Below are 22,461 nucleotides of genomic sequence, written 5' to 3'. Positions count from 1 at the left end.
CTCTCCGTATGTCAGGCTCCCCCCACCCGGGTTGACGCAGCCCCCCGGCCGCAAGCGTCCGTCATACCAGCAAAACTGATTTACGCTTGATGAAAATGCAGGTGGCGCCGAGCCCACGAAAAAGGGGCGCCCCGGCGGGACGCCCCTTTCGCTGTCCGAGTCGGGTCGAAATCAGAACGCGATGCTGAGCGTCCCGGAGATCGTCCGCGGAGCACCGATCTGGACGTTCGGCGCACTACCGTAACCCGAGCCGCTGACCGACTCGTTGAGGCCGCCCTGGAAGCCGCCGACATATAGCTGATCGAATAGGTTGTAGACGTTCAGCTGAAGGTAGCTGTTTTCTAGCCCGCGGAGCATCGACAGCTTGTAGCGGGCATCGAGATTCACCAGCCAGTAGGCGGGCGTGGTGGCTCCGTATGCTTGGGTCACCGGCGTGGTCGGGGTAGCCAGCGTGCTAACGAAGAACGGCTGGTTATTGTCGTAAACGTAACGTGGGCCGGTGCGCTTGGCCGTCGCGCCAAGCTCGAAGCCGGCAAAACGGCCTACCGCCGACAAGCCGTAGCTATATTTCGGCGCACCGGACTCGTACTTGCCGGCCGTAAATGCGCAGCTGCGCGCGAGCGGTAGAGGATTCACCCCCGCTGGCAGATTGTCGCAGTCTTTGACCTTTGTGGGGTCATTAGGGTCGTTGGGGTTGTTCCCGAACGACCCGATCTGGATGTTGTCCTGAATCTTCGAACGGTTCCAAGAGCCGAACGCATAAAGCGTGAGCTCACGGACCGGCTCATACGCAAACGAGCCATCGATGCCCCACTTATTCACGCGGCCGAGGTTCCGGTACACGGTGTCGTTGAGCTCCGGATCATAAGCCGAGGCGAGGCGGTTATCGAAGCGGGTGTACCAGCCCGCCAACTGCGCCTGGATCTTCGAACTGCGGTAGCGAAGACCGCCATCGAACGAGTCGGTCGTTTCCGGCTTCGGCTTTGCCTCTTCCTTGTCCGGAGCGAAGAAGAACGAGTTGTAGAGGTTATCGGTGCTCGGGACCGAGATGTTCTTTGTGTAGCTCGCGAAGGCCGAAACCTGCGGCGTAAGGTCATAGATCGCGCCCAAGCTTGGAAGCAGCTTGTGGTACTTCAGCACACGCCGTTGCGGACCTTGGAACGTCGTCGCTGCATCGTAAGCGGCGTTCAGCTCCGGATCCTGGGCGAAGCAGTCAACGAAACCGCCGGCCGAAGTTGCGAAGCAGTAGTTCTCCAGATCGCGGGTGAAGTAAGGCAGCGCCGCACCGACGTTTAGCGTCAGCGGGCCAAACTCACCGCGATATTCGGCGGCGAACTTGTCGAGGATCGCATAGGATTGACGGTCGCGCTTCTGCAGGACGTTGCCGTTGCCGTCGACCAGCGGCTCATTGACCGGGAAAACGTCCAGCGGTTCGCCATTTGAATCAACCCGCCCGACTTCGCCGGTCTGCCGGTGGTTCGAATAATCGTGCGTGTAGGCAACGCGGATCAGATGTTCGGGGCTGATCTCGTACGACAGGTTCGCAACCGCAGCGTAGCGGCGGGTGCGCGTCTGGCTCGGTGCCAGCAACGTCACGCCACGGCTGGCAGTCGAGCCGGATGCGCAGCCACCGCTGTTGTTCGAGTTTTGGACGCACGTGTCGAGAACGTCACCATCGCCGTTCAGGTCGCGCCCAAACCAGTAGGCGCCGCCGATGAAGCCGGTGTACTGGACGCCGTTGCGCACGAAGAAGCCCTCGCGGCCGGTGACCGTGCCGCCGCCGTTGGCCTTGGTATACTGGAAGCTCGGGTCAATGGTGAGCGTCAGCTTGTCGGTGATCGAAAACTTCGAGTTGCCCCGAATGTTGATGCTGTTCGATGGATTGTAGCGACGGTCGAATTCGGTGCCGCAGCTGGCAGTCGTATCCGGGACACCTGCCTGCGGGACGTCGGTGGTGCACGGATAAGTGATATTGTACTGGCGCTCGCTGCGGCTCGTCGGAAAACCGTTGCGCGGGTCGAGGTCGGTACGAAGCGGCAGCGAGCCGAAGAAGTTGTTGCGATCCTGGTTGTACCGGCCCGCGATCGAAACGAAATCGCCGTTGCCGCCAATCGGCTGCCAGATCTTGGCATTGTACTGCTGCCGGTTGAGCTTGCCGTAATTGTTGAACGGATTGCGGTAGTTGGACGTGCTGCCAGCGACGAACGCACGCGTGCCCCACGGCGTGAATTCGCCCAGTTCGAGCCGGCCGAAGAACCTGCGGTAATCGAATTCGCCAAGCGACGTGTTGACCAGTCCGCCAAAGCGCTTGGTCGGCGTGATCGTCCGCTGGTTGATGGTGCCGCCAACGGCCGAAGCAGTTGGGGAGTCGACGTCGGTCGAGCCGAGGTTGACGTTCACCTGCTCGATCAGCTCGGGATCGATCGAGAAGTTCGAGTAGATGTTGTAGTTGCCGCTGTCGTTCAACTGAATGCCATCGAGCGTGTAGCTGATGCGGGTAGAATCGAAGCCGCGCATCGTCAGCGTACCGCCGGCGTTGCCGTAAGCGTCGTTGTTCTGGAAGCTGACGCCAGGAACGACGTTGATGACGTCGAGCACGGTCTGTCCAGGCCCAGCCCGCTTGATCATCTCCTGCGTGACGACCGCCTTGGCCTTGGTCGCGTCGGGGGCCTTGATCCCACCGACGTCGGTCTGGCGGGTGCCGGTCACGACGATGGTGTCCTTTTCGAAGTCCACGGTGCCGGTGGACTGCGCGTAAGCGCTGGTCGGAACCAGGACTGCCGACGAGCAAAGCAGGTATGCGATCTTCTTCACAGGAATGAACTCCCCCGAGTCGAGTATGGGTTGTGGGATGCGGCGACCCGCTAAGCGGCTACCAAGTCACTTCTATTACAATCGCCCTTAGCAGCAGAATCCGATTCGGGTTGTTGCCGCTTGGCCACAGTGCCCTGATTTCTGAATCGGATTGGGAACTTAGCTGTGGGTAGTGCGTGAAACCCCGTCCAGCCGGCGCCCTAGCCAGACGAAGAGATAGACCAATGGCGGCACCAGGATGATCGACAAGGTCACCTTGGCGATCAACTGGCCGAACAGCAGCGACTGGATTGGGAACACGCCGTAAAAAGCGACGGTGATGAAGATCAGCGTGTCCAGCGCCTGGCTCAGCACGCTGGCGATCGCGGACCGGGCCCACAGCATCTTTCCGCCTTCGCGCTTGAGCCAGGTAAAGATCGTCACGTTGAGCAGCTGCGACGTCCCATAGGCGATGATGCCCCCAAGCCAGATCCGGGGCGTTGCGCTCATCATCGTATTGAAGGCGCCAAGGCGATCGGGGGCCATTTCCGGCGACGCCGGGATCCAGAGCACGACAAGAGTCAGCAACAGCGACACGAGCAGCGGAATGAAGCCGATGATCACCAGGCGATTCGCCGTGCTCCGGCCCTGCAGCTCGGCGACTGCGCTCGACGTCACCACCAGCAGCAGGAAGGCGAAGATGCCCGCCTCGACCGCCAGCGGCCCGAGGGACACCTGCTTGTTGCCAAGCACGCCGGCAATGCAGACCATGCCGCCATAGAAAATCGCGAAGGCGAACAAGGAGCGGCTGATAAGGGTGTCGCGGGTGCCGGCGTCGGCTTTGGTCTCGATTGCCATGGCGAAGGCCTAGCGGCTTTGCCCGCAACCGCAAGCGCCTGCTGTTGACCGCGCCAACACCCCGCCGCTAGGCGACGCGTCCGTGACTTCCTGCAGCCTTGATGTCGTCGCCATCGGCGATGCGATCGTCGACGTCATCGCGACCTGCGACGACGCCTTCCTGGTCGCAAGGGGCCTGCGCAAGGGTTCGATGCAGCTGCTCGACACCGACGCCGCCGACGACCTTTATTCCGCGATGGGCGTCGCTCGCGAGATGAGCGGCGGTTCGGCCGCCAACAGCATGGCGGGCGTGGCCGCGCTCGGCGGCCGGGCGGCCTTTATCGGCCAGGTGGCGAGCGACCAGCTCGGCGAAATTTTCACCCACGACATGCGGGCGCTCGGGGTCCGGTTCGACACGCCGCCGATCGGAGACGACCTGCCGACCGGGCGTTGCCTGATCCTCGTCACACCCGATGCGCAGCGGACGATGAACACCAGCCCGGGCGCGAGCCACGAGCTGACCGTCGCGGCCTTGGACGAGGATCTGATCCGCTCCGCAGCGGTCACCTTCCTCGAAGGTTATCTGTGGGGTCCGGAAAAGCCGCGCGAGGCGATGCTGCACGCCGCACGCCTCGCTCATGATGCCGGCCGCAAGGTCGCTTTCACCTTGTCCGAGAGCCTGTGCATCGCCGGCCGTCGCGAGGGCGTTTTGGGAATGATCGACGGCGGCGTCGTCGACATTCTCTTCGCCAACGAGGACGAAGCGCTGTTGCTTGCCGGCACCGACGACATCGAAACCGCCTTGGCCGCGCTGCGGCCGAAAGTGGAAACGCTGGTCGTCACCTGCGGCGCCGATGGTGCGCTGGCCATGCGCGGACCTGACCGCGTGACGGTTTCGGCGGCGCCGGTCGACAAGGTGGTCGACACGACCGGAGCCGGCGACCTGTTCGCCGCGGGCTTCCTCACCGCCCATAGCCGAGGTCACGGCCTTGAGCGCTGCCTCGAAGCCGGAGCGCAGGCCGCCGCGGAAATCATTTCCCACTTCGGCGCTCGTCCCGAGGCCGACCTCAAGCAGCTGGTTCGGCTGTGAACCGAGTCGCGGTCTATTGCGGCTCGGCGGCCGGTAGCGGCAGCATCTTCGCCGATTCCGCGCGCGACCTTGCCGCGACGATGGTCGGCGCCGGCGTCGACCTCGTTTACGGCGGTGGCCGTCTCGGCCTGATGGGCATCGTCGCCGACGCCGTACTGGAACAAGGCGGCCGGGTGTACGGAGTCATCCCGGAGGCGCTGGTCAACCTGGAGGTCGCGCACACCGGCGTTACCGAGCTCCACACGGTTGCCAACATGCACGAGCGCAAGGCCAAGATGACCGACCTTGCGGACGGCTTCATCGCCTTGCCGGGCGGCATCGGAACGCTCGATGAATTATTCGAAGCGTGGAGCTGGAACGCGCTTGGTTACCACGCCAAGCCCTTCTGCCTGCTCAATGTCGACGGCTTTTGGGATGGTATGATTGCCTTCCTCGATCACGCCGCCGCCTGCGGCTTCATGTCACCCAAGCGGCGCCAGCAGCTGCTTGTCGCCGACACCCCGGTCGAAGCGCTTGAAAAGCTGGACGAAGCCGCCGCAGCCGCTACGCAGGGCATGGTCTGGTAGGCATCTTTCGCCCTTGGGGAGGGGCTCTTTCATGAACAGCAAGCTGCTCGGCATCGCCGGGGTCGTCGTTATCCTGGCCATCGCTCTCCTGTTTTCGACCAACCGACGCGGCATTCGCCTGCGGGTTGTCGGCGCCGCCTTCGCGTTACAGGCGTTCATCGCCTTCCTCGTGCTTTACACAAACTGGGGCCGCGCCGGCATCGAGACGCTTGCAAGCGGCGTCGCCAACCTGCTGGGCTACGCCAACAAGGGCACCGAATTCCTGTTCGGGCCGAGCGCCAGCAACCCGCTTGCCAACACCTTCGCGATCGCCGCCCTGCCGGTCATCATCTTCTTCGCCGCGCTCGTCTCGATCCTCTACTATCTCGGCATCATGCAGCGCATCGTCCGCTGGGTCGGAGGCGCGATCGGCTGGATCACCGGAATCGGCCGGGTCGAAGCGCTTGGCTCGGCCGCGAACATCTTCGTCGGCCAGTCCGAATCGCCATTGGTCGTGCGTCCCTATCTCGCCGCCCTGCCGCCCGCCCGCCTGTTCACCTTGATGGTGGTCGGCATGGCCGGTGTCGCGGGAACGATCCTGGCGGCTTATGCGGCGCTGCTTGGCGAGGCCTACCTGCCTTACCTGCTCGCCGCCGCCTTCATGTCGGCGCCGGGCGGCATCCTGATGGCCAAGATCATCATGCCCGACGACGATTCAGCGGCTGATGAGTTGCCGCTTGCCGGCGGTGCATCCGCCGAAGACCAGGTCGATGTCGCCGAAACCTTCGAGGAAGGGGAGCGGCCGGCAAATATCATCATGGCGGCGGCTCAGGGCGCGCAGACCGGCGTCAAACTGGCCGTCGCCGTCGGCGCGATGGTGCTCGCTTTCGTCGCCCTCGTCGCTCTAGCCAACGGCCTCCTCGGTGGCCTCGGCAACATGGTCGGCGTCCCCGACCTCAGCTTCCAGCGCCTGGTCGGCTTGGTGTTCGCGCCGGTGATGTATCTGATCGGCGTGCCCTGGAACGAAGCGGGCATCGCCGGCGGGCTGTTCGGCACCAAGATCGTGCTCAACGAATTCGTCGCCTTCATCGACCTTGGCAATGCCCAGGGCGCCGCTGCGGGCCTCAGCGAACGCGGCCGTGCCATCGTCACCTTCGCGCTGTGCGGCTTTGCCAATTTCAGCTCGATCGCGATCCAGATGGCGGTGACCGGGGGGCTCGCGCCAAACCAGCGGCCGGTGATCGCCCGCTTGGGCATTCGCGCGCTGATCGCCGGCAGTCTCGCCAACCTGATGAGCGCAGCGCTCGCCGGTTTGATGCTGCCCTGATCGACGGCAATCGGCGCAGCGACGCGGCCATCCGGCGTTGGAGTGCTTCGCTTCGGTCGCAATGACAGTTAAAGGCGACTCATGGCCACTACTGCAGACAACATCGCCTCGGTCTCGCTGCGCGACGCCGACTCCGACCCGGACGCCTTCGCCGACAAGCTCGGCCGGAGCTTTGAGGAATTTGGCTTCGCCGTCCTGGGCGACCACGGCATCCCGGACGAGCTGATCGAACGCGCCGAAGAGAAAGCCAAAGCCTTCTTCGCGCTGCGGGAAGAGCAAAAGCACGAGTATCACATTGCCGGCGGTGGCGGTGCGCGCGGCTACACGCCGTTCGGGATCGAGACCGCAAAGGGCCACAAGGCGCACGACCTGAAAGAGTTCTGGCACGTCGGCCGCGACCTGCCCGAGGGCCATAAGTTCCGGGACCATATGCCCGACAACATCTGGCCAGCGGAGGTGCAAAGCTTTCGCGACACGTTCACCGAGCTGTTCGCGACGTTCGACCGCGTCGGGCTGAAGGTGCTCAAGGCGATCGCCCGCTACCTCGACGTCGATGAAAACTATTTCGAGGACGCCGTCCGCGAGGGCAATTCGGTGTTGCGGATGCTCCACTATCCGCCGCAGACCGAGCCGACCGGCGAGCATATCCGCGCCGGCGCGCACGAGGACATCAACGCCATCACCCTCCTGCTCGGCGCCGAGGAAGCCGGTCTGGAGCTGCTGACCCGCGACGGCCGCTGGATCCCGGTCTCGCCGAAGCCGGGGCAGATGGTGATCAACATCGGCGACATGTTGCAGCGGCTGACCAACGGGCGGCTGCGCTCGACCTCGCACCGGGTCGTCAACCCGTCGCCCGACCGTGCCAGCAATGCGCGCTATTCGATGCCCTTCTTCCTCCATTTCCGGAGCGATTTCCTGATCGAACCCTTGCCCGGCACGGTCGCCGCAGGTCAGGAACCGAAGTGGCCGCCGGTCACGGCCAACGATTACCTCCAGGAACGGCTACGCGAGATCAATCTGGCCTGACCGTTGCCGGAGGCGGCAGTCATTTCGCCGTCGCAATCTCGACCACGTTGTCGGTGACATTGCGGTCGATGTAATAAGCGTAGGGATCGACGCCCGCGTAGACCGGCTTCCGGTCGACGACGAACTTGACGATCTGGCGGCCGGATTCGAGTGGCCGGCGCTCCAGCAGGACGACGTCTCGCTTGGTGAAGTCGCCGCTGCCGGGGTCGGCGGTGAACACACCAATCTCGATCGCGTCGGACAGCGGAGCTTCTTTTTCCGCACCAGCGGCGTCCGCGTAGAATTTGCGGGCCTGGATCGGCACGGTCACTTCCCATTTTCCGTCCGCACGGCGTCTAGCCGTCGGACCAGTCACCTTCAGGTCGTAAAGCGTGATTCGTTCGAAAAGATCGGTGATCAGCGCCTGCTGCTCCGGCGTCTTGGCCTGCGCCCGCAGCGCACCGATCAGGTCGACGGAGCGCGGGTAAGGCGCGCTCTTGAACCGGAAACGGTCGAGCAGCGAACGCAGCGCCCGGTTCACCGCAGCTTCGCCCAGCCGCTGCTGGAGCAAGTACAGCGCGAGCGGCCCTTTGTTGTACATCAGATATTGCTGCGTCTCGAGCCGGGCGAGCGGAACCTCGCCGTGCTGGTCCCAGGCACGGCCCGAGAGGTAGTTGTCTAGCTGGGCGCGAAGCAGGCGACGAAGGTGCGCTTCGTCCTGCGTGTGCTTCACAACCATGATCGCCGAATATTGGGCCAGCGATTCGACCAGCAACAGGCTGCCTTGGACCGCGGCGGGGGTAATCTGGTGCCCCCAATATTGGTGCGCCATTTCGTGGGCGACGTTGCCGGACACGTAATCCAGTGCTTCAGGCGACCTCAGGTCGGCGAGGAAGCCCAGGGATTCCGCGTTCGGGATCGTCCCGGCAAAGGCTTGGGCATAGTTGAACTGATAGCTCGGGAACTCGACGATGCGGGCCTGGCTAAACTGATAGGGGCCGAAATTGGCCTGATAATAATCGAGCGCGGTCTGCAGCGTGTCGAGCATGTGACCGACATTCCAAGCGTGCGCCGGGTGATAGTAAACCGCCAGGTCGATGCCCCGATACTGCCGGTGCCTTTCCGCATAGTGCGCGGATTGGACCGCGAAGCTGTTGCGGATCGGGGCTTCGGAAACGAAGCGCGCTATTCGGCGGCCGCCGCGAACGCTGTCGGACACTTTCCGGCCCGGCGCGACCGGCGTCTGGTCGGCGCTAGTGGACAGTTGGATGTCCGCATTGACCCACGACGCCTCGTCCGCCGGAAGCGCTGCCGCGGATTCGTCCTCGAGCGGCGCCCGGCCGAGCTTGGGGAGGCCGAATTCGCGCCTGACGGCCGCGTCCTGCACCATCGGCTGGGTGCGCACGCCGACCAGCGGCAGCAACTGGCTGTTGCTCAAGAAAGTCCCATTATCGACGATCCGGGTGTTCGGCGTTCCGTTGGCGAAGCCGCGATGGTGCCGCTCGGTGGCGAACCGCATGACCCGGCTCTCGCCCGGCGCCATCGGCCGGTCGAGGCGATAGATGCGATAACCGAACACCGCGTCGTTCATGGCCAGTCGGCCGCCGGCAATTTCCGCCTGCTTCAACACGAGGCCACGGTCGGTGACCCGAACGTGCACGTCCGAGATGGGTTGGCCGGTCAGGTTGCGAAGCAGGTAGCTGCCCTGGACCGTTGCCAGGCGCTGGTGGGGATAGAGCGCCACATCCAGCTTGACGTCCGCGACCGAGGGTTGGGGAATTTTGGCGAACTTCAGGTACTTTTTCTCGTACCTCGCCGAATATGCGTCGCTCGCCTCGGGCGTTTCGTAACGGTTGAGGATGTTGGTGTTGTAATAGGCAAAAGCGCCCGTTGCAGCGAAGGTCAGCAGCGCGCCGCCGGCAACGAGCCGCGGCCCCCCTTTCAATCTGCCTGGAGCAAGCCGCAACCGCGACTTCAGCCGGGTGTCCGTTCCCCGTCGCCAAAGCAGGTGTGCGGCCACCAACAGCAAGGCCGCCAGCGCGCCCCAGTACAGCCGGAAGACCAACGGCCCCTGCCAGAACGAGCTGATCCCATCCATGTCGCTGTAAGGCGTGGGCGGCGTGCTCGCATAATCGAGGAGATGGTGCGCGAACGTGTAACCGGTGAACTTGGCGCCGATGTAAAGCGCCATGACGCCCCAGCCGACGAATTTGTGTGGAGTCAGCGTCTGGATGAAAACGGTCAGCGCCGCGACCAGGAGCGCGTCCCAGGTCATCGGCAGGACATACCACAACAGGTAAGTGGCAGCCTCGATCCGGGGGAAGCCCAGTGCAAGCTGCGTGGCGATGGCCGCGATCGCGCTGACCACGAACATCGAGAACAGGACGGCGGCGATCGCCGCCATCTTCGGCACGACATAGGCCCAGTTCGGATGCGGTGCGGCGTCGACGATCTCGTGCATCCTGCGGTCGCGTTCGCGCCAGACCAGCTCGCCGGCGTAGATGACGACGACGAGGATCGGCAGGATTTGGAAGATGTCGCGAAGGTCCGCCATCATGGTGACCGTCACCGGGTGGGCCGGCCTGCCGCCAGGGTCGCGCTGCGTGATGAGGACGAACAGCGTCGTGATCGTCGCCCAGGCCATCAGCAAGATGAAGGCCGGACTTTTCAGCACCTGCTTCATTTCAAAGCGCGTGCGCACCGCCAACAGGGCCAGGGTAGCTCGCGGGCCGTGCTGGGGCGAAGGCAGGTGCGGCAACGAAATGCCGGCCGCTTTCCCGTCGTCGGCTGCCAATCGGGCCATCTTCGTCTGCTTGCGCCGGCGCCGCGACCCACGCCTCGTCGCGAAATCGAAGCCGAAATAGGCCGTGGCCAGAAACCCTGCGGAGATGCCAAGCCAGAGCAGCCGATTGTAAAGCAGCGCGCCGGAGAAATCCGGCAGCATCGAATTGCGTTCGGGCGTGGTCCAGTAACGGATCGCGTCATTGAATGCCCGGGCGGAGAATGGCTCGGCGATCGCGAACCCCGGGATCGTTTCGGAGCTGCCGCCGAGCAGGCTCAACAGGGTGAGATAGAGCCCGAGGAACACGACTAGCCCAAGGTACGTGCCCATCATCGAACGTGAGATGGTCGCGACCGCGAAGAAGACAGACGCGCTGATGACGACGTTGGGAAGGCCAATCAGGAAGTAAGCATACAAGTGGTCGCCGATGCGGTTGGGGCCGACCGTCGCCTGGTCGATCCACGGCATCACGGAGCCAAGCCAGATCCCCACGCTGACCAGCGCCAGGCACAGCGCGACCACCGCCAGGGCGCCGAAAAAGCGGCCAAACAGATAATCGAATTTGGTAATCCCGGTAGACCGTAGGATTGGCCCGAATTCGGTCTCGTCGTCGCGCAGCACGATGTTCGAAACGAACACGGTCGTCGCGAACATGAACAGGCAGGAAATGAGGCGGTATTTGCTGATCACCTCGTACGGCGAGTTCTTGAAGACGAGGAAGTCTTCCTCAAGCCCAAGGCCCAGCGCCAGCGATGCGAACGGCATGAGGAAGACCACTGCGGCGGTCATCCACAGCAATGGATTCTTAAGCAGGTAGCGGAACTCGAAGGCGGCGATCCTGGCGAACATCGCTTTACCCCTCAAGCCGCTTGGCGCGATTGCGCGAGCGTGGAAAAATAGACGTCCTCGAGGCCGCCTTCGACCGGCGCGAAGCCGTCGCCGGGGTCGCTGTCGCAAAGCACGTGAACGATGGTTTGGCCGGCGAACAGGCGGGTCGAAATGACCGTGTATCGCTCGCGACACGCGTCCAGCTCGCCGCGCGCGATGCGCTTCATCCATACACGTCCCCGCGTTGCGCGGATGAGCTCGCTCGGCGCGCCTTCAAGCTGGATCCGGCCGTCCGCGATGACCGCCATTTTCGGGCACAGGTCGGACACGTCCTCGACGATGTGCGTGGACAGGATGACCACCACGTTCTCGCCAATTTCCGCCAGCAAGTTGAGGAAGCGGTTGCGCTCTTCCGGGTCGAGGCCGGCGGTCGGTTCGTCGACGATGATCAGCCGGGGGTTGCCGATCAGTGCCTGCGCGATCCCGAACCGCTGGCGCATCCCGCCTGAAAACGAGGTCAGCGCTTTCTTGCGCACCTGCCAGAGGTTGGTTTGCTGCAGCAGCGTCTCGACGGTCGCCTTGCGGTCCCGGGGCGATGCGACGCCCTTCAGCGCGGCCAGGTGATCGAGCATTTCGTAGGCGGAAACGCGCGGATAGACGCCGAAATCCTGCGGCAGGTAGCCAAGCACCCGGCGGAGCATCTCCGGCGCCTTCACCACATCGATATCGCCGAACTTGATCGCACCTTCGGTCGGCGTCTGAAGCGTCGCCAGCGTCCGCATCAGCGTCGACTTGCCGGCGCCGTTCGGCCCAAGCAGCCCGAACATGCCACGCGGAATCGTCAGGTTCACATGATCGAGCGCGCGGGTTCCGTTGGCATAGACATGGCTTACGTCGTGAAGCTCGAGCATCGGTGTGAGTCCTCCCTGGCTGGGAGAGCCATCTGGCCGTGCGACATTGCGGCCGGATTTCCGATCGTTGCGATTTGTTGCAAGACCGAAATCGTGACGAAACGGGAAGCGCATAGAGGGGGCGCATGAGCCAAGCGGGTGTTGGGCAGGCGGACCTCGTCATGCTCGTCGACGACGATCCGGAAATCAGGCAGTTGATCGGGGACTTCCTCGACCAGCATGGCTTCCGCGTCGCGTCCGCCGGCAACAGCGTGGAAATGGACCGACAGATCGCCGCCGAGCGGCCCGCACTGATCGTGCTCGACTTAATGCTTCCGGGCGAAGACGGGCTGGCCATCTGCCGCCGCCTGTCGGCAACTCAAATCCCGGTCATCATGCTAAGCGCGCTCGGCCAGGAAACCGACCGGATCGTCGGCCTTGAGCTTGGCGCCGACGATTACCTCGCCAAGCCGTGCAGCCCGCGCGAATTGCTGGCTCGGATCCGCGCAGTCCTGCGCCGGCATGAAAGCGCGCAGCCGGCCGCCGCGGGCTTCTATCACTTCGCGGGCTGGAGCTTCGACCCCCGCCGGCGGGAGCTTCGTTCGCCCGACGGCATCACGGTCGCCCTGTCGTCGGGCGAATTCAGGCTGCTGAGCGCCTTCCTGGAGCGGCCGCTTCGCGTCCTAAGCCGGGACCAACTAATCGAGGTTGCGCGGGGCCCGACGTCCGACGTCTTCGATCGCGCGATCGACGTCCAGGTCAGCCGCCTCCGCAAGAAGCTCGCCGATCATGGCGGCGCCGATCTCATCGCGACCGTGCGCAGCGAAGGCTACATGTTCGCGGTCAAGCCGGTGCTTCGATGAGCCGACTGTCCCGCGCCCCGCTCTTTGCCCAGACGCTCGCGCTGGTCGTCACGACCGTAGTCGCCATGCAGCTGACCACCTTCGCGGTGTTGATGCTCGTGCCTATGCCGCACAGTGCGTTCAGTATCAGCGAGATCGCGGATACGTTGCGGGGCCTGCCGCCGCCCGACGATGGACGCGTCAGGCTTTCGGTCAAGATCGTCGATGCGCCGCCCGAAGGCTGGGAGAAGGACGATCCGCTGGAACGGCGGATCCAGCTGACCGTCGCACAGTCGCTCAGGATGAACCCCGCCGACATCCGGGTGGAACAGCAGGTTCCGATACCGGGCGGCATGATGCTTCTGCGGCTCGCCGAGCCGAAGCTGCCGGAAAACGAGTTGCCGACCGAGCCTTATGCACGCGGCGGAGCCACCTCGTTCGAGGACGCCGCGGTGGCGGCCCGCCTGCAAAGCGGCCGGTGGGTCGTCGTCAGCGATCCGATCGAATGGCTCGGGATAAGCAAGTTCCTGCTCAGCTGGCTCGCCGCAAGCGCGCTGGTGCTCATCACCATGGCCTGGGCCTTCACTCGGCGTGTGGTGAACCCGATCCGTGCCTTTGCCGAGACTGCCGAAGCCGCCGGGCGCGGCGATCCCGACGCCACCTTCGCGGTCGCCGGCCCGCGCGAAGTGCGCACCGCCGCGCAAGCGCTGAGCGAGATGCAGCGCCGGATCCGCGGCGCGGTAGAGGAGCGAACCAAGCTGCTTGCTGCCATTGCGCACGATTTGCGGGCGCCACTGACGCGCCTTCGCTTTCGTGCCGAATATGCGCCCGCCGACCATCGCGATCGGATCGTCCAGGATATCGAGCGCATGGATTCGATGATCGGGGGAGTCCTGGCATTCGTGAAAGGCGAGGAGCGAGACGACCGGCACCGCCTCGACTTTTCCGCGCTCGTTCACTCCGCCGCCGACGATTGGTCGGACTCCGGCGCCGACGTCACCGTTGCCGAAGCGCTTCCGGTTCAGGTTGAAGCCGACCCGCTGGCGCTGCGCCGGTTGATTTCCAACATCATCGAGAATGCGATCAAATATGCGGGAAGCGCCCGGTGCAGCGTCGGCCGGGACGGCGACTCGGCCTTCCTGCTGGTGGATGACGATGGCCCCGGAATAAGCGAGGATTCGCTCGAGCGGGTCTTCACGCCCTTTGAGCGGGGGGACTCGACCCGCGATCCGGCAACCGGAGGGGTCGGACTGGGCCTTGCCCTGGCTCGCGGAATTGCCCGGGCGCACGGCGGCGATGTCTGGCTGACCAACCGCTCGCCCAAGGGCGTTCGAGTCCATGTGCGCCTTCCCGCCGCCTCAGCCGGAAGACGCGAGCCGGAAGATGCTGACTAGCGGCGCTTCCCTCTAACGCAGGCTCAATCCAGGTTCGCGGGCCCGAAGCCGTGCGGTATCAGGGCCGAGATCCTGTACCGCTCGACCACGCTGCCATCGCCGCTCGAACAGAGGATTTCGACATCGCGGCCGGACAGTTGGGCCGCTTCCAGGATTGCCTGCCGGCAACCGCCGCAGGGCGTGCACACCATTGGCCCCTCGCCGCCCGAAACCGCGATCCGCGCGACCTTGTCGAGCCCGAACCGATGCTGCGCGGCAGTCAGCGCGCTCTGCTCGGCGCAGATGCCGAGCCGGTAGCAGGCATTCTCCATATTGGCGCCGGTGACCACGTCCCCGTCCGCGCTCTCGATCGCGCAGCCGACATTGAACTTCGAATAAGGCGCATAGGCCCTGCCCGCGGCCTGGCGCGCCAAGGCCATCAACTCGTCATCGTTCATCGCCAAGTCCTTGTCATTGGCGGCGGAGCGAAGCAATCCGGACTCGCCGCCTTGGCGGCCTGGTCACTGCGCTGTTTGCATGACGCCTTTGGAGTTGCTCGGAATAATGAAGCTGCGTCACCTGTTCCTCTCGGCCGCCGTCGCGTTCGCTGCGCTTCCCACGCCTGCTTTCGCCTGGGGCAAGACCGGGCACCGCGTGGTGGCGAAGATCGCCGACTCGCAACTCAGCGGCCTTGCCCGCGCCCACATTCGCGAGCTGATCGGGGTTGAGTCGCTCGACGAAGCCTCGACTTGGCCCGACGAGATGCGCAGCGATCCGGCGCCATTCTGGCAGAAGACATCGACGCCGTGGCACTATGTGACCCTCAACGGCCTCATCTACGACCATGCGCCGAGCGAAGGCGATGCGTTGGAAGCGATCGAACGTTTTCGCGCGGTCTTGATGGATCCAAAGGCAAGTCGCGCAGACAAGCAATTGGCGCTCCGCTTCATCATCCACCTGGTCGGCGACCTTCACCAGCCGCTGCACGTCGGCAAATGCTGCGACCGCGGCGGCAACGAGGTGAAAGTGCGCTATTTCGGCAAGGAATCGAACCTCCACGCCATTTGGGACAGCGCGTTGGTCGACGACCAGCAACTATCCTTCACCGAATATGCCGAGCGGTTGGAGCGGCACATCAGCCCACAGGACGTGATCGACTGGTGGACCGTTCGCCCGAAGGACTGGATCGCCGAAAGCGCCCGCATTCGGGAGACGGTCTATCCGGACGTCCCGCCTCCTCCCCCGCCGGCGTCGAGTGGCGAAGCGACGCCCGCACCGCTGCCGGACCTGTCCTACGCCTACGTCTACAAGTTCACGCCGGTGGTGAACCAGCGGCTCAGCCAGGCCGGCGTGCGCCTTGCGGCCTACCTAAATGCACTGTTCGGCCACCCGCAGCCGCTGGCGAAGAGCGAAGGCAAATGATTCGCAAACTGCTTCCCTTGCTGTTGCTCGGCGCCTGCGCGCGCACGGCGGTGGTGCCGGTTACGCAACCGGTGGCGGCGCCGGTCGAAGTGCAGCTGCTCGCGTTCAACGATTTTCACGGCAACCTTGAAACGCCGCCCGACCCGATCGTGATCAAGGCGGCGGATGGTTCCGAGCGCCGCGACCGGTTCGGCGGTGCGGCGCGACTAGGCGCGACCCTGGAGCGTCTGCGGCAGCCGAATACGGTCACCGTCTCGGCCGGCGATACGATCGGCGCCAGCCCGCTCATCTCCGGCTACTATCTGGACGAGCCGACCATCGAGGCCATGAATCGCATCGGACTGGAATTCAATTCGGTCGGCAATCACGAATTCGATAAGGGCGTCGCCGAGCTCAAGCGGATGCAGTCGGGCGGCTGTGCTGAAAATACGCGCCGCAAGCCCTGCGCGGTGGAGCCCTTCGCCGGGGCCCGCTTCCGTTACCTCGCCGCCAACGTCGTCCAGCAGGATGGCAGCACCGTGTTTCCTGCGACCGGCATCAAGACGTTCCGGTCGGTCGACGGCCCGATCCGCGTCGGCTTCATCGGCATGACTCTCGAAGGCACCGCGAACGTCGTGACGCCGTCGGGCGTGCGCGGCGTCAGCTTTCGCGACGAGGCGGATACCGCGAATGCGCTGGTGCCGATCCTCAAGGCCCAGGGCGCAGCCGCCATTGTTCTGTTGGTGCACCAAGGCGGCAAGCTGCCCGGCAGCTTTATCGAGCATGGATGCGAAGGCCTGACCGGCGACATCCTGCCAATCCTCGACCGCCTCGACCCGGCCATTCGGACCATCGTTTCCGGCCACACGCATAATGCCTACGCCTGCGAGCTCGATCGCGGCGGCGCTCGGCGCCTGCTCACGAGCGCGGGCAAAAACGGCTATCTCGTCAGCGATATCCGCCTGACCTTCGCGCCGCGCACCCACCAGCTCATTGCCCAGTCGGCGCGCAATGTGCCGGTTGCCGGGACCGCGACCGAAGGGCCGGTCAAGCAGCTGGTCGACCGTTATGCCGCCGCCATCAAGCCGGTGGCCGATCAGGTGGTGGGCACGCTGGCTGGGCCGGCGCCGCGCGACGATAGCGACGGTGAAAGCGCGGCCGCCAACCTGATTGCCGATGCAATGCTCGGCGCGACCCGGACAGCGGCGACGGGCGGCGCGCAGCTCGCACTGGTCAACGCGACCGGCGTGCGCGTCGGCCTTGCCGCCGGCGATGTCCGCTACGGCGACGCCTTCGCGATGATGCCGTTCGGCAACAATTTGGTGGTGATGACGCTCACCGGCGCGCAGCTGAAGACCGCAATCGAGCAGCAGTATAGCGACACCAACCTCGCCGCGCTAAAGCACGTGGCAGTGCTCGCAGCGAGCGCGGGCTTCGCCTACGATATCGACGTTTCGCGCCCGTCCGGCGATCGCGTTACCCGAATGGCGCTCAATGACACGCCGATCCGGCCGCAGGGGCGTTACCGCGTCGTCGTCAACAACTATGTGGCGGCCGGGGGCGACGGCCTGAAGGCGTTCACCGACGGAACCGACGTGACAGATGGGGGAATCGTCGATCTCGATGCGCTCGTCGCGTGGCTTGCTCCAGGCCGGAACCCGCCGAAGACCGGCCGCATTGGAATCGTGGGCCGCTAGCGCAACGGCGGCTCGTCGAAGCTCCTCAGCTTGCGGCTATGCAGGGACTCGCCCTCTTCCTTGAGCAGGTTGAGGGTCTCGATGCCGATCCTCAGATGCTGGCTGATGGCGCGGTTGTAAAAGGCATTGGCCTGACCGGGCAGCTTGAGCTCACCGTGAAGCGGCTTGTCGGAAACGCACAGCAGCGTCCCGTAAGGCACCCGGAACCGATACCCCTGCGCCGCCACCGTCGCTGACTCCATGTCGATCGCGACCGCCCGGCTCTGGTCGAACCGGCGCGCCGACAGCGTGTAGCGGAGCTCCCAGTTGCGGTCGTCCGTGGTCACGACCGTCCCGGTGCGAAGCCGCTTCTTCAACGTTTCCTCATCTTCGCCGGTGACGCTCTGCGCGGCGCTGAACAGTGCGGTTTGCACCTCCGCGATCGCCGGGATCGGGATTTCGATCGGCAGGTGGTCGTCGAGGACGTGGTCGTCGCGAAGGTAAGCGTGAGCAAGAACGTAATCGCCGATGGTCTGGGTCGGTCGAAGACCGCCGCAATGGCCGATCATCAGCCAAACCTCGGGCCGAAGGACCGCGATATGATCGCAGATCGTCTTCGCATTTGCTGGACCGACCCCGATGTTGACCAGCGTAATCCCCGACCGGCCCTCGGCCATGAGGTGATAGGCGGGCATCTGGTGCCGTCGCCAGGTTCCGGCGGCAATCTGCTCCTCGGCGTCCTGCAACTCGCCGCGCTCATACACCCCGCCTGGCACCGAAAGCGCGGTGTAGGGCCCCTCGCCGGAACGCAACGAAGCGATGGCGAAGCGGATGAATTCGTCGACGTAGTGGATGTAGTTGGTGAACAGCACATAGTGCTGGAAATCTTCCGGCGCGGTCCCCGTATAATGCCGCAGCCTGGCAAGGCTGAAGTCGGTCCGAAGTGCATCGAACAGGGCCAGCGGCCGGACACCGTCCTCCGCCACGATCCAGGTGCCGTCCACCACTTCGTCGCCGATATGCATCAGCTCGGTCGACGGCAGCACGCGCGACAGCTCGCCGGTGCCGATGTCGCCGACACTGATCCCCGATCCGTCCATGACATAGGGATAGGGAATCTCGCTGCTTGACCGGCCCACCGACACGTCGACGTCATAGTCGCGCACCAGATGCTCGAGCTGGTCGACCAGATATTCGCGGAACAGCGCCGGCCGAGCGATGCTGGCAACGTAGGTGCCCGGCTGGTTGAGCCTTGCGAAGGCGCGAGTCAGGGTCTTGCGCGGGGTCGAGCTGCGGTTGACGATCCGAAGCTCCGGATAAGCGAAACAGCCCTTGACGCGATCCGCCGGATCGGGAACCGCGCCGGTTTCGACAAACGCCTGAAGAGCGTTGCGAAGGTTTTCGAGCGAGCTGTCGTAAACGGCGCAAAGCTCGGCGACGACAGCGGTCATGTCCTGGGATTTCTTCACGCCCACGGCACTGCCGCCGATCAGTTGAGGAGACAAGAGCGATCGTCGCCGGTCAGCTTCCTTCAGAAACGGTAAAATTCTACGCTGCCCGGCGCGGGCGTCGAGGCTCTAAGGTTTTGAGCTTATTTACTAAATTGACAAGCGTGAGGACCGCACCCTATTGCAACCTCCGCATTTTTATGGATTAGTTCGTAGGTTCGAAAGCAGCGCAATCTCTGTCGGGGAGAGCTGAGCGCAGGCTGATCGTTCAGATTTGCAACCGTTTGGATGGGGTGGGCTGATGTACCGGCAGCACAATAATGTTCGCGACGTGGATTTCATCCGGGACGACGCGTTCGCGCCCGCATGGTCAGGCCTGAACCGCGGCGACACTAGCCTGGTTGGTGACGATTATATTCAGTCGCTTCGCGACGGCCCCAGCCACGCCGATCAGATCCCCGGCCTCGCTGAAGTCGTTTCCGGCTCCGCCCAGACGACTTTCAACGTCGCGACGTTCCGCATCGCCAACTTCGGCACCAGCGTTGGCGCCGGCCAATGGTCGAACAATAACGTTTATTCGCGGCAACTGGCGGATGTGAACGGCGACGGCATGGCCGACATCATCGGGTTCGGTAACGCCGGCGTCTATGTCGCGCTGGCGACTGGCGGCGGTAACTTTGGCACAGCCAATTTCGTCATTGCAAATTTCGGCGCCGCGGCCAGCGGCGGCGGCTGGACGTCGATGGACGCTTTCCCGCGTCGCCTTGCCGATATCAACGGTGACGGCCGCGCCGACATTGTCGGCTTCGGCAACGCCGGCGTCTATGTGTCGCTGGCAAACGCCAGCGGCGGCTTCGCCAACGCCACATTGGTCATGAACGCCTTTGGTGCGGCCCCAAGTTCGGGCGGCTGGGGCAGCGACAACATTTTCCACCGCGAGCTTGCCGATGTGAACGGCGATGGGCGGGCCGATATCGTCGGATTCGGCGCTTCGGGCGTCTGGGTCGCGCTTGGGACGACCACCGGCACCTTCACCGCACCGACGTTGACCCTCGGCGCCTTCGGCTACGGGCCTGAAGCCGGCGGCTGGGCGAGCCAGGAGACGTTCGCGCGCATGCTTGGCGACGTGAACGGCGATGGGATGGCTGACCTGATCGGCTTCGGCGAGAACGGCGTTAATGTCGCCCTCGCGATCGGCGGCGGCGCGTTCGGTTTCCCGAGCATCACGCTGAACGAATTCGGCGCCGGCAGCGGCGCTGGCGGCTGGAGCAGCTACGACACCACCCCCCGCATGCTTGCCGACGTCAACGGTGACGGGATGGACGATGTTGTCGGGTTCGACGAAACAGGCGTCTACGTCGCGTTCGCAACCGGCGGCGGCAACTTCACCGCTTCGCAGCTCCTTATCAGCGAATACGGGGCCACGGCCGGCGGCTGGAACAGCCTGAACACCTTTCCACGCACACTCGGCGATGTGAATGGCGACGGACGCGCGGACATTGTCGGTTTCGGCATTGCCGGCACCTATGTGTCGCTTTCTTCGGTTGTTACGCCGCCGCCGCCGCCGCCAGCGTCGGTCTACACCATCCAGGAAACGACGGGCCAGAACGGTTCGATCTATCTCCCACAGGTTTTGGACCGGACCCTGTTCACCGTATCGAACGATCCGAACCTGGAAACCTCCAGCGATCCGTCCGCCCGGATCGTCGGCTCGCTGACGCCCGGCGATCAGGACTATTTCAGCATCACCTTGCAGGCGGGTGAGCTGCTCATCCTCGACGTCGACAACACCACCGGCGGGATCGATACCGTCGTCACCATCGTGTCCCCGTTGGGTGAAGACTTGGCGACTAACGATGATGGGACCACTCCCGATGGCGTCCTCGATGCCGGATCGGTCACTTATCTTGATTCGCTGATGGAATATCGGGCCCCGACCAGCGGCACATATTACTTCCGGATCGAGGGTTACAACGGCGCCGGAACGGGGAACTACAACCTGAACGTTTCGATCGGTCCGATTGCGACGCCGGAGCAGATCCACGAGGAGAATATTGAGGCGCTGATCTGGGGCTATACCTGGAACACGGTCAACCTGACGTACTCCTTCCCCACCAGCGTAAGCCAATACGCCAGCGACGGGGACGATGAGATCGGGACGTTCCAGGTCCTGTTACCGGTTCAGCAGGACGCGACCCGCACCATCCTGCAATATATTGCCTCGCTGACGAACCTGACGTTCACGGAAAACTCGTCGTCACCGGGAAGCGCCATGCTGCGCTATGCACGCTCGGACACGCCCGAAACCGCTTATGCCTATTCGCCAGGCTCGGGTAACGGCGGCGACAGCTGGTACAATGCGTCGAACGGCAAGTACGACAACCCGGTCGTCGGCAATTACGCTTGGGCCACCTTCATTCACGAAACCGGGCACGCGTTGGGGCTGAAGCACGGCCACGAATCGCCTGCGCTCGATCCGACCCATGACTCGCTCGAATATTCGATCATGACCTACCGCTCGTTCATCGGCGGCACCGTCGGTGGCGGCTACTCAAACGAGCAGTGGGGCTTCCCGACGACGTTCATGATGTACGACATCGCTGCATTGCAGCGTTTGTATGGAGCCGACTTCGGCACCAATTCGGGGAACACGACGTACAGCTGGAACGCGAATACCGGCGCCTTCATGATCAACGGGGCGGTCCAGGCGACGCCGGGCGGCAACCGCGTTTTCATGACGATCTGGGACGGCGGCGGTGTCGATACCTACGACTTCTCCAACTACACGGGCGACGCATCCCAGCGGATGAACATCGACCTTCGCCCGGGTGAAGAGAGCCTGTTCAGCATCGTCCAGCGCGCGAACCTGGGCGGTACCTACGCCAGCGGCAACGTGTACAATGCGCTGCAGTACAACGGCGACGTCCGGTCGTTGATCGAGAATGTGATCGGGACGAGCGGCAACGACAACATCACGGGCAACAACGTTGCCAACGTGTTGCGCGGCAACGGCGGGAACGACGACTACTATTTCTATACCGTCGATCAGAGCAAAGTCGGAGCAGCGGATACGATCCTGGACTTCAATTCGGGCGACCGACTGAACTTTTCGGCCATCGATGCCAACACCAACACGACGGCGAACGACGCGTTCACGTTCCTGGGCACGGGTGCGTTTACCGGCCAGGCCGGCCAGTTGCGCTACGCGCAGATCGGCAGCGACGTTCACCTGTACGCCGACGTCAACGGTGACGGCGTTGCCGACATGGAAGTGATCCTTCTCGGTAAGACTGGGATCCTGCCGCCGGACCTGATCCTTTGACCCGGCGCCGGGCAGCTTTGGTGACTCGGGCGCCCGCCTTGTTGACGGCCGTGTTGGCTGGCGGGTGCACTGCGCAGCCAGCAGCACGGCCAGCCGAAAGGACATCGATGGACATGCAACGCGCGCTCAATCCCGAGATTGCAGTCCGTGGCGAGTATGACGCTGCGGTGAAAGCGAACACGCGGTACGCGTACGACCTATTCATCGCCAGGCATCCCGGCCATCCGCTGGCGGCTGCGGCGAAGGAAAAGCGCGCAGCGCTCGACCAACAGTAAGCAGACGAGCGCGGGCGGGCTTCAGTC

General features: G+C 64.0%; 16 protein-coding genes. 10 read left to right on the top strand and 6 right to left on the bottom strand.

All coding sequences use genetic code 11. The annotated features are described in order from the left end of the window. Positions 1-171 precede the first annotated feature (171 nt). Positions 172-2,814: a TonB-dependent receptor gene (locus G7078_RS03695; RefSeq protein WP_166093117.1), complete on the bottom strand. Its 2,643-nt coding sequence runs from the start codon at positions 2,812-2,814 to the stop codon at positions 172-174. Positions 2,815-2,973: 159 nt separating this feature from the next. Beyond that, on the bottom strand, positions 2,974-3,651 hold the full coding sequence (locus tag G7078_RS03690) for a queuosine precursor transporter (RefSeq protein WP_166093115.1): 678 nt from the start codon (positions 3,649-3,651) through the stop codon (positions 2,974-2,976). An 82-nt stretch (positions 3,652-3,733) separates the two neighbouring features. On the opposite strand from G7078_RS03690, the gene G7078_RS03685 reads away from it, so the two are divergent. The 4 genes from G7078_RS03685 (at position 3,734) to G7078_RS03670 (ending at position 7,618) form a co-directional block, all read left to right on the top strand. Further along, positions 3,734-4,720, top strand: coding sequence for an adenosine kinase (locus G7078_RS03685; protein ID WP_166093113.1), 987 nt, complete (start codon positions 3,734-3,736; stop codon positions 4,718-4,720). Continuing rightward, the gene (locus G7078_RS03680) at positions 4,717-5,286 is read left to right on the top strand and encodes an LOG family protein (RefSeq protein WP_166093111.1); all 570 of its coding nucleotides are present in this window, start codon (positions 4,717-4,719) and stop codon (positions 5,284-5,286) included. Before G7078_RS03685 ends, G7078_RS03680 begins: the two co-directional genes overlap by 4 nt. Before the next feature lie 31 nt (positions 5,287-5,317). Next, positions 5,318-6,592, top strand: a complete 1,275-nt coding sequence (locus G7078_RS03675) for a NupC/NupG family nucleoside CNT transporter (RefSeq protein ID WP_166093109.1) — start codon at positions 5,318-5,320, stop codon at positions 6,590-6,592. A gap of 81 nt (positions 6,593-6,673) precedes the next feature. Beyond that, complete coding sequence (locus tag G7078_RS03670; protein WP_166093106.1) at positions 6,674-7,618, top strand: isopenicillin N synthase family dioxygenase; 945 nt, start codon at positions 6,674-6,676, stop codon at positions 7,616-7,618. Between the two features lie 19 nt (positions 7,619-7,637). On the opposite strand, the gene G7078_RS03665 is transcribed toward G7078_RS03670, so the two are convergent. Then, on the bottom strand, positions 7,638-11,228 hold the full coding sequence (locus tag G7078_RS03665) for an ABC transporter permease/M1 family aminopeptidase (protein WP_166093104.1): 3,591 nt from the start codon (positions 11,226-11,228) through the stop codon (positions 7,638-7,640). An 11-nt stretch (positions 11,229-11,239) separates the two neighbouring features. Further along, positions 11,240-12,118: an ABC transporter ATP-binding protein gene (locus G7078_RS03660; RefSeq protein ID WP_166093102.1), complete on the bottom strand. Its 879-nt coding sequence runs from the start codon at positions 12,116-12,118 to the stop codon at positions 11,240-11,242. A gap of 125 nt (positions 12,119-12,243) precedes the next feature. On the opposite strand from G7078_RS03660, the gene G7078_RS03655 reads away from it, so the two are divergent. Continuing rightward, entirely contained in the window at positions 12,244-12,960 is a 717-nt protein-coding gene (locus G7078_RS03655; RefSeq protein WP_166093100.1) for a response regulator, read from the top strand. Next, the gene (locus G7078_RS03650; RefSeq protein ID WP_166093097.1) at positions 12,957-14,333 is read left to right on the top strand and encodes an ATP-binding protein; all 1,377 of its coding nucleotides are present in this window, start codon (positions 12,957-12,959) and stop codon (positions 14,331-14,333) included. Before G7078_RS03655 ends, G7078_RS03650 begins: the two co-directional genes overlap by 4 nt. Positions 14,334-14,356: 23 nt before the next feature. Here the strand turns inward: G7078_RS03650 and cdd are convergent, their stop codons facing one another. Then, positions 14,357-14,770, bottom strand: coding sequence for a cytidine deaminase (gene cdd / locus G7078_RS03645; RefSeq protein ID WP_166093095.1), 414 nt, complete (start codon positions 14,768-14,770; stop codon positions 14,357-14,359). Between the two features lie 106 nt (positions 14,771-14,876). Between cdd and G7078_RS03640 the strand changes: the two genes are divergently transcribed. Together G7078_RS03640 and G7078_RS03635 are read left to right on the top strand one after the other, a co-directional pair. Next, positions 14,877-15,734: a S1/P1 nuclease gene (locus G7078_RS03640; RefSeq protein WP_166093093.1), complete on the top strand. Its 858-nt coding sequence runs from the start codon at positions 14,877-14,879 to the stop codon at positions 15,732-15,734. Next, positions 15,731-17,410, top strand: coding sequence for a bifunctional metallophosphatase/5'-nucleotidase (locus G7078_RS03635; RefSeq protein ID WP_166093091.1), 1,680 nt, complete (start codon positions 15,731-15,733; stop codon positions 17,408-17,410). The genes G7078_RS03640 and G7078_RS03635 overlap by 4 nt, the downstream gene beginning before the upstream one ends. On the opposite strand, the gene G7078_RS03630 is transcribed toward G7078_RS03635, so the two are convergent. After that, positions 17,407-18,858, bottom strand: a complete 1,452-nt coding sequence (locus G7078_RS03630) for an AMP nucleosidase (RefSeq protein ID WP_281346920.1) — start codon at positions 18,856-18,858, stop codon at positions 17,407-17,409. The two genes, G7078_RS03635 and G7078_RS03630, sit on opposite strands and share 4 nt — an antisense overlap. A gap of 280 nt (positions 18,859-19,138) precedes the next feature. Between G7078_RS03630 and G7078_RS03625 the strand changes: the two genes are divergently transcribed. Both G7078_RS03625 and G7078_RS03620 read left to right on the top strand, forming a co-directional pair. Beyond that, positions 19,139-22,159: an FG-GAP-like repeat-containing protein gene (locus G7078_RS03625; protein WP_166093089.1), complete on the top strand. Its 3,021-nt coding sequence runs from the start codon at positions 19,139-19,141 to the stop codon at positions 22,157-22,159. Between the two features lie 107 nt (positions 22,160-22,266). Then, complete coding sequence (locus G7078_RS03620) at positions 22,267-22,434, top strand: hypothetical protein (RefSeq protein ID WP_166093087.1); 168 nt, start codon at positions 22,267-22,269, stop codon at positions 22,432-22,434. The last annotated feature ends 27 nt before the right edge of the window (positions 22,435-22,461 follow it).

The sequence above is a fragment of the Sphingomonas sinipercae genome, assembly GCF_011302055.1.
In the GTDB taxonomy this organism is placed as follows: domain Bacteria; phylum Pseudomonadota; class Alphaproteobacteria; order Sphingomonadales; family Sphingomonadaceae; genus Sphingomicrobium; species Sphingomicrobium sinipercae.
This window is presented reverse-complemented; position numbering and strand designations above follow the sequence as displayed.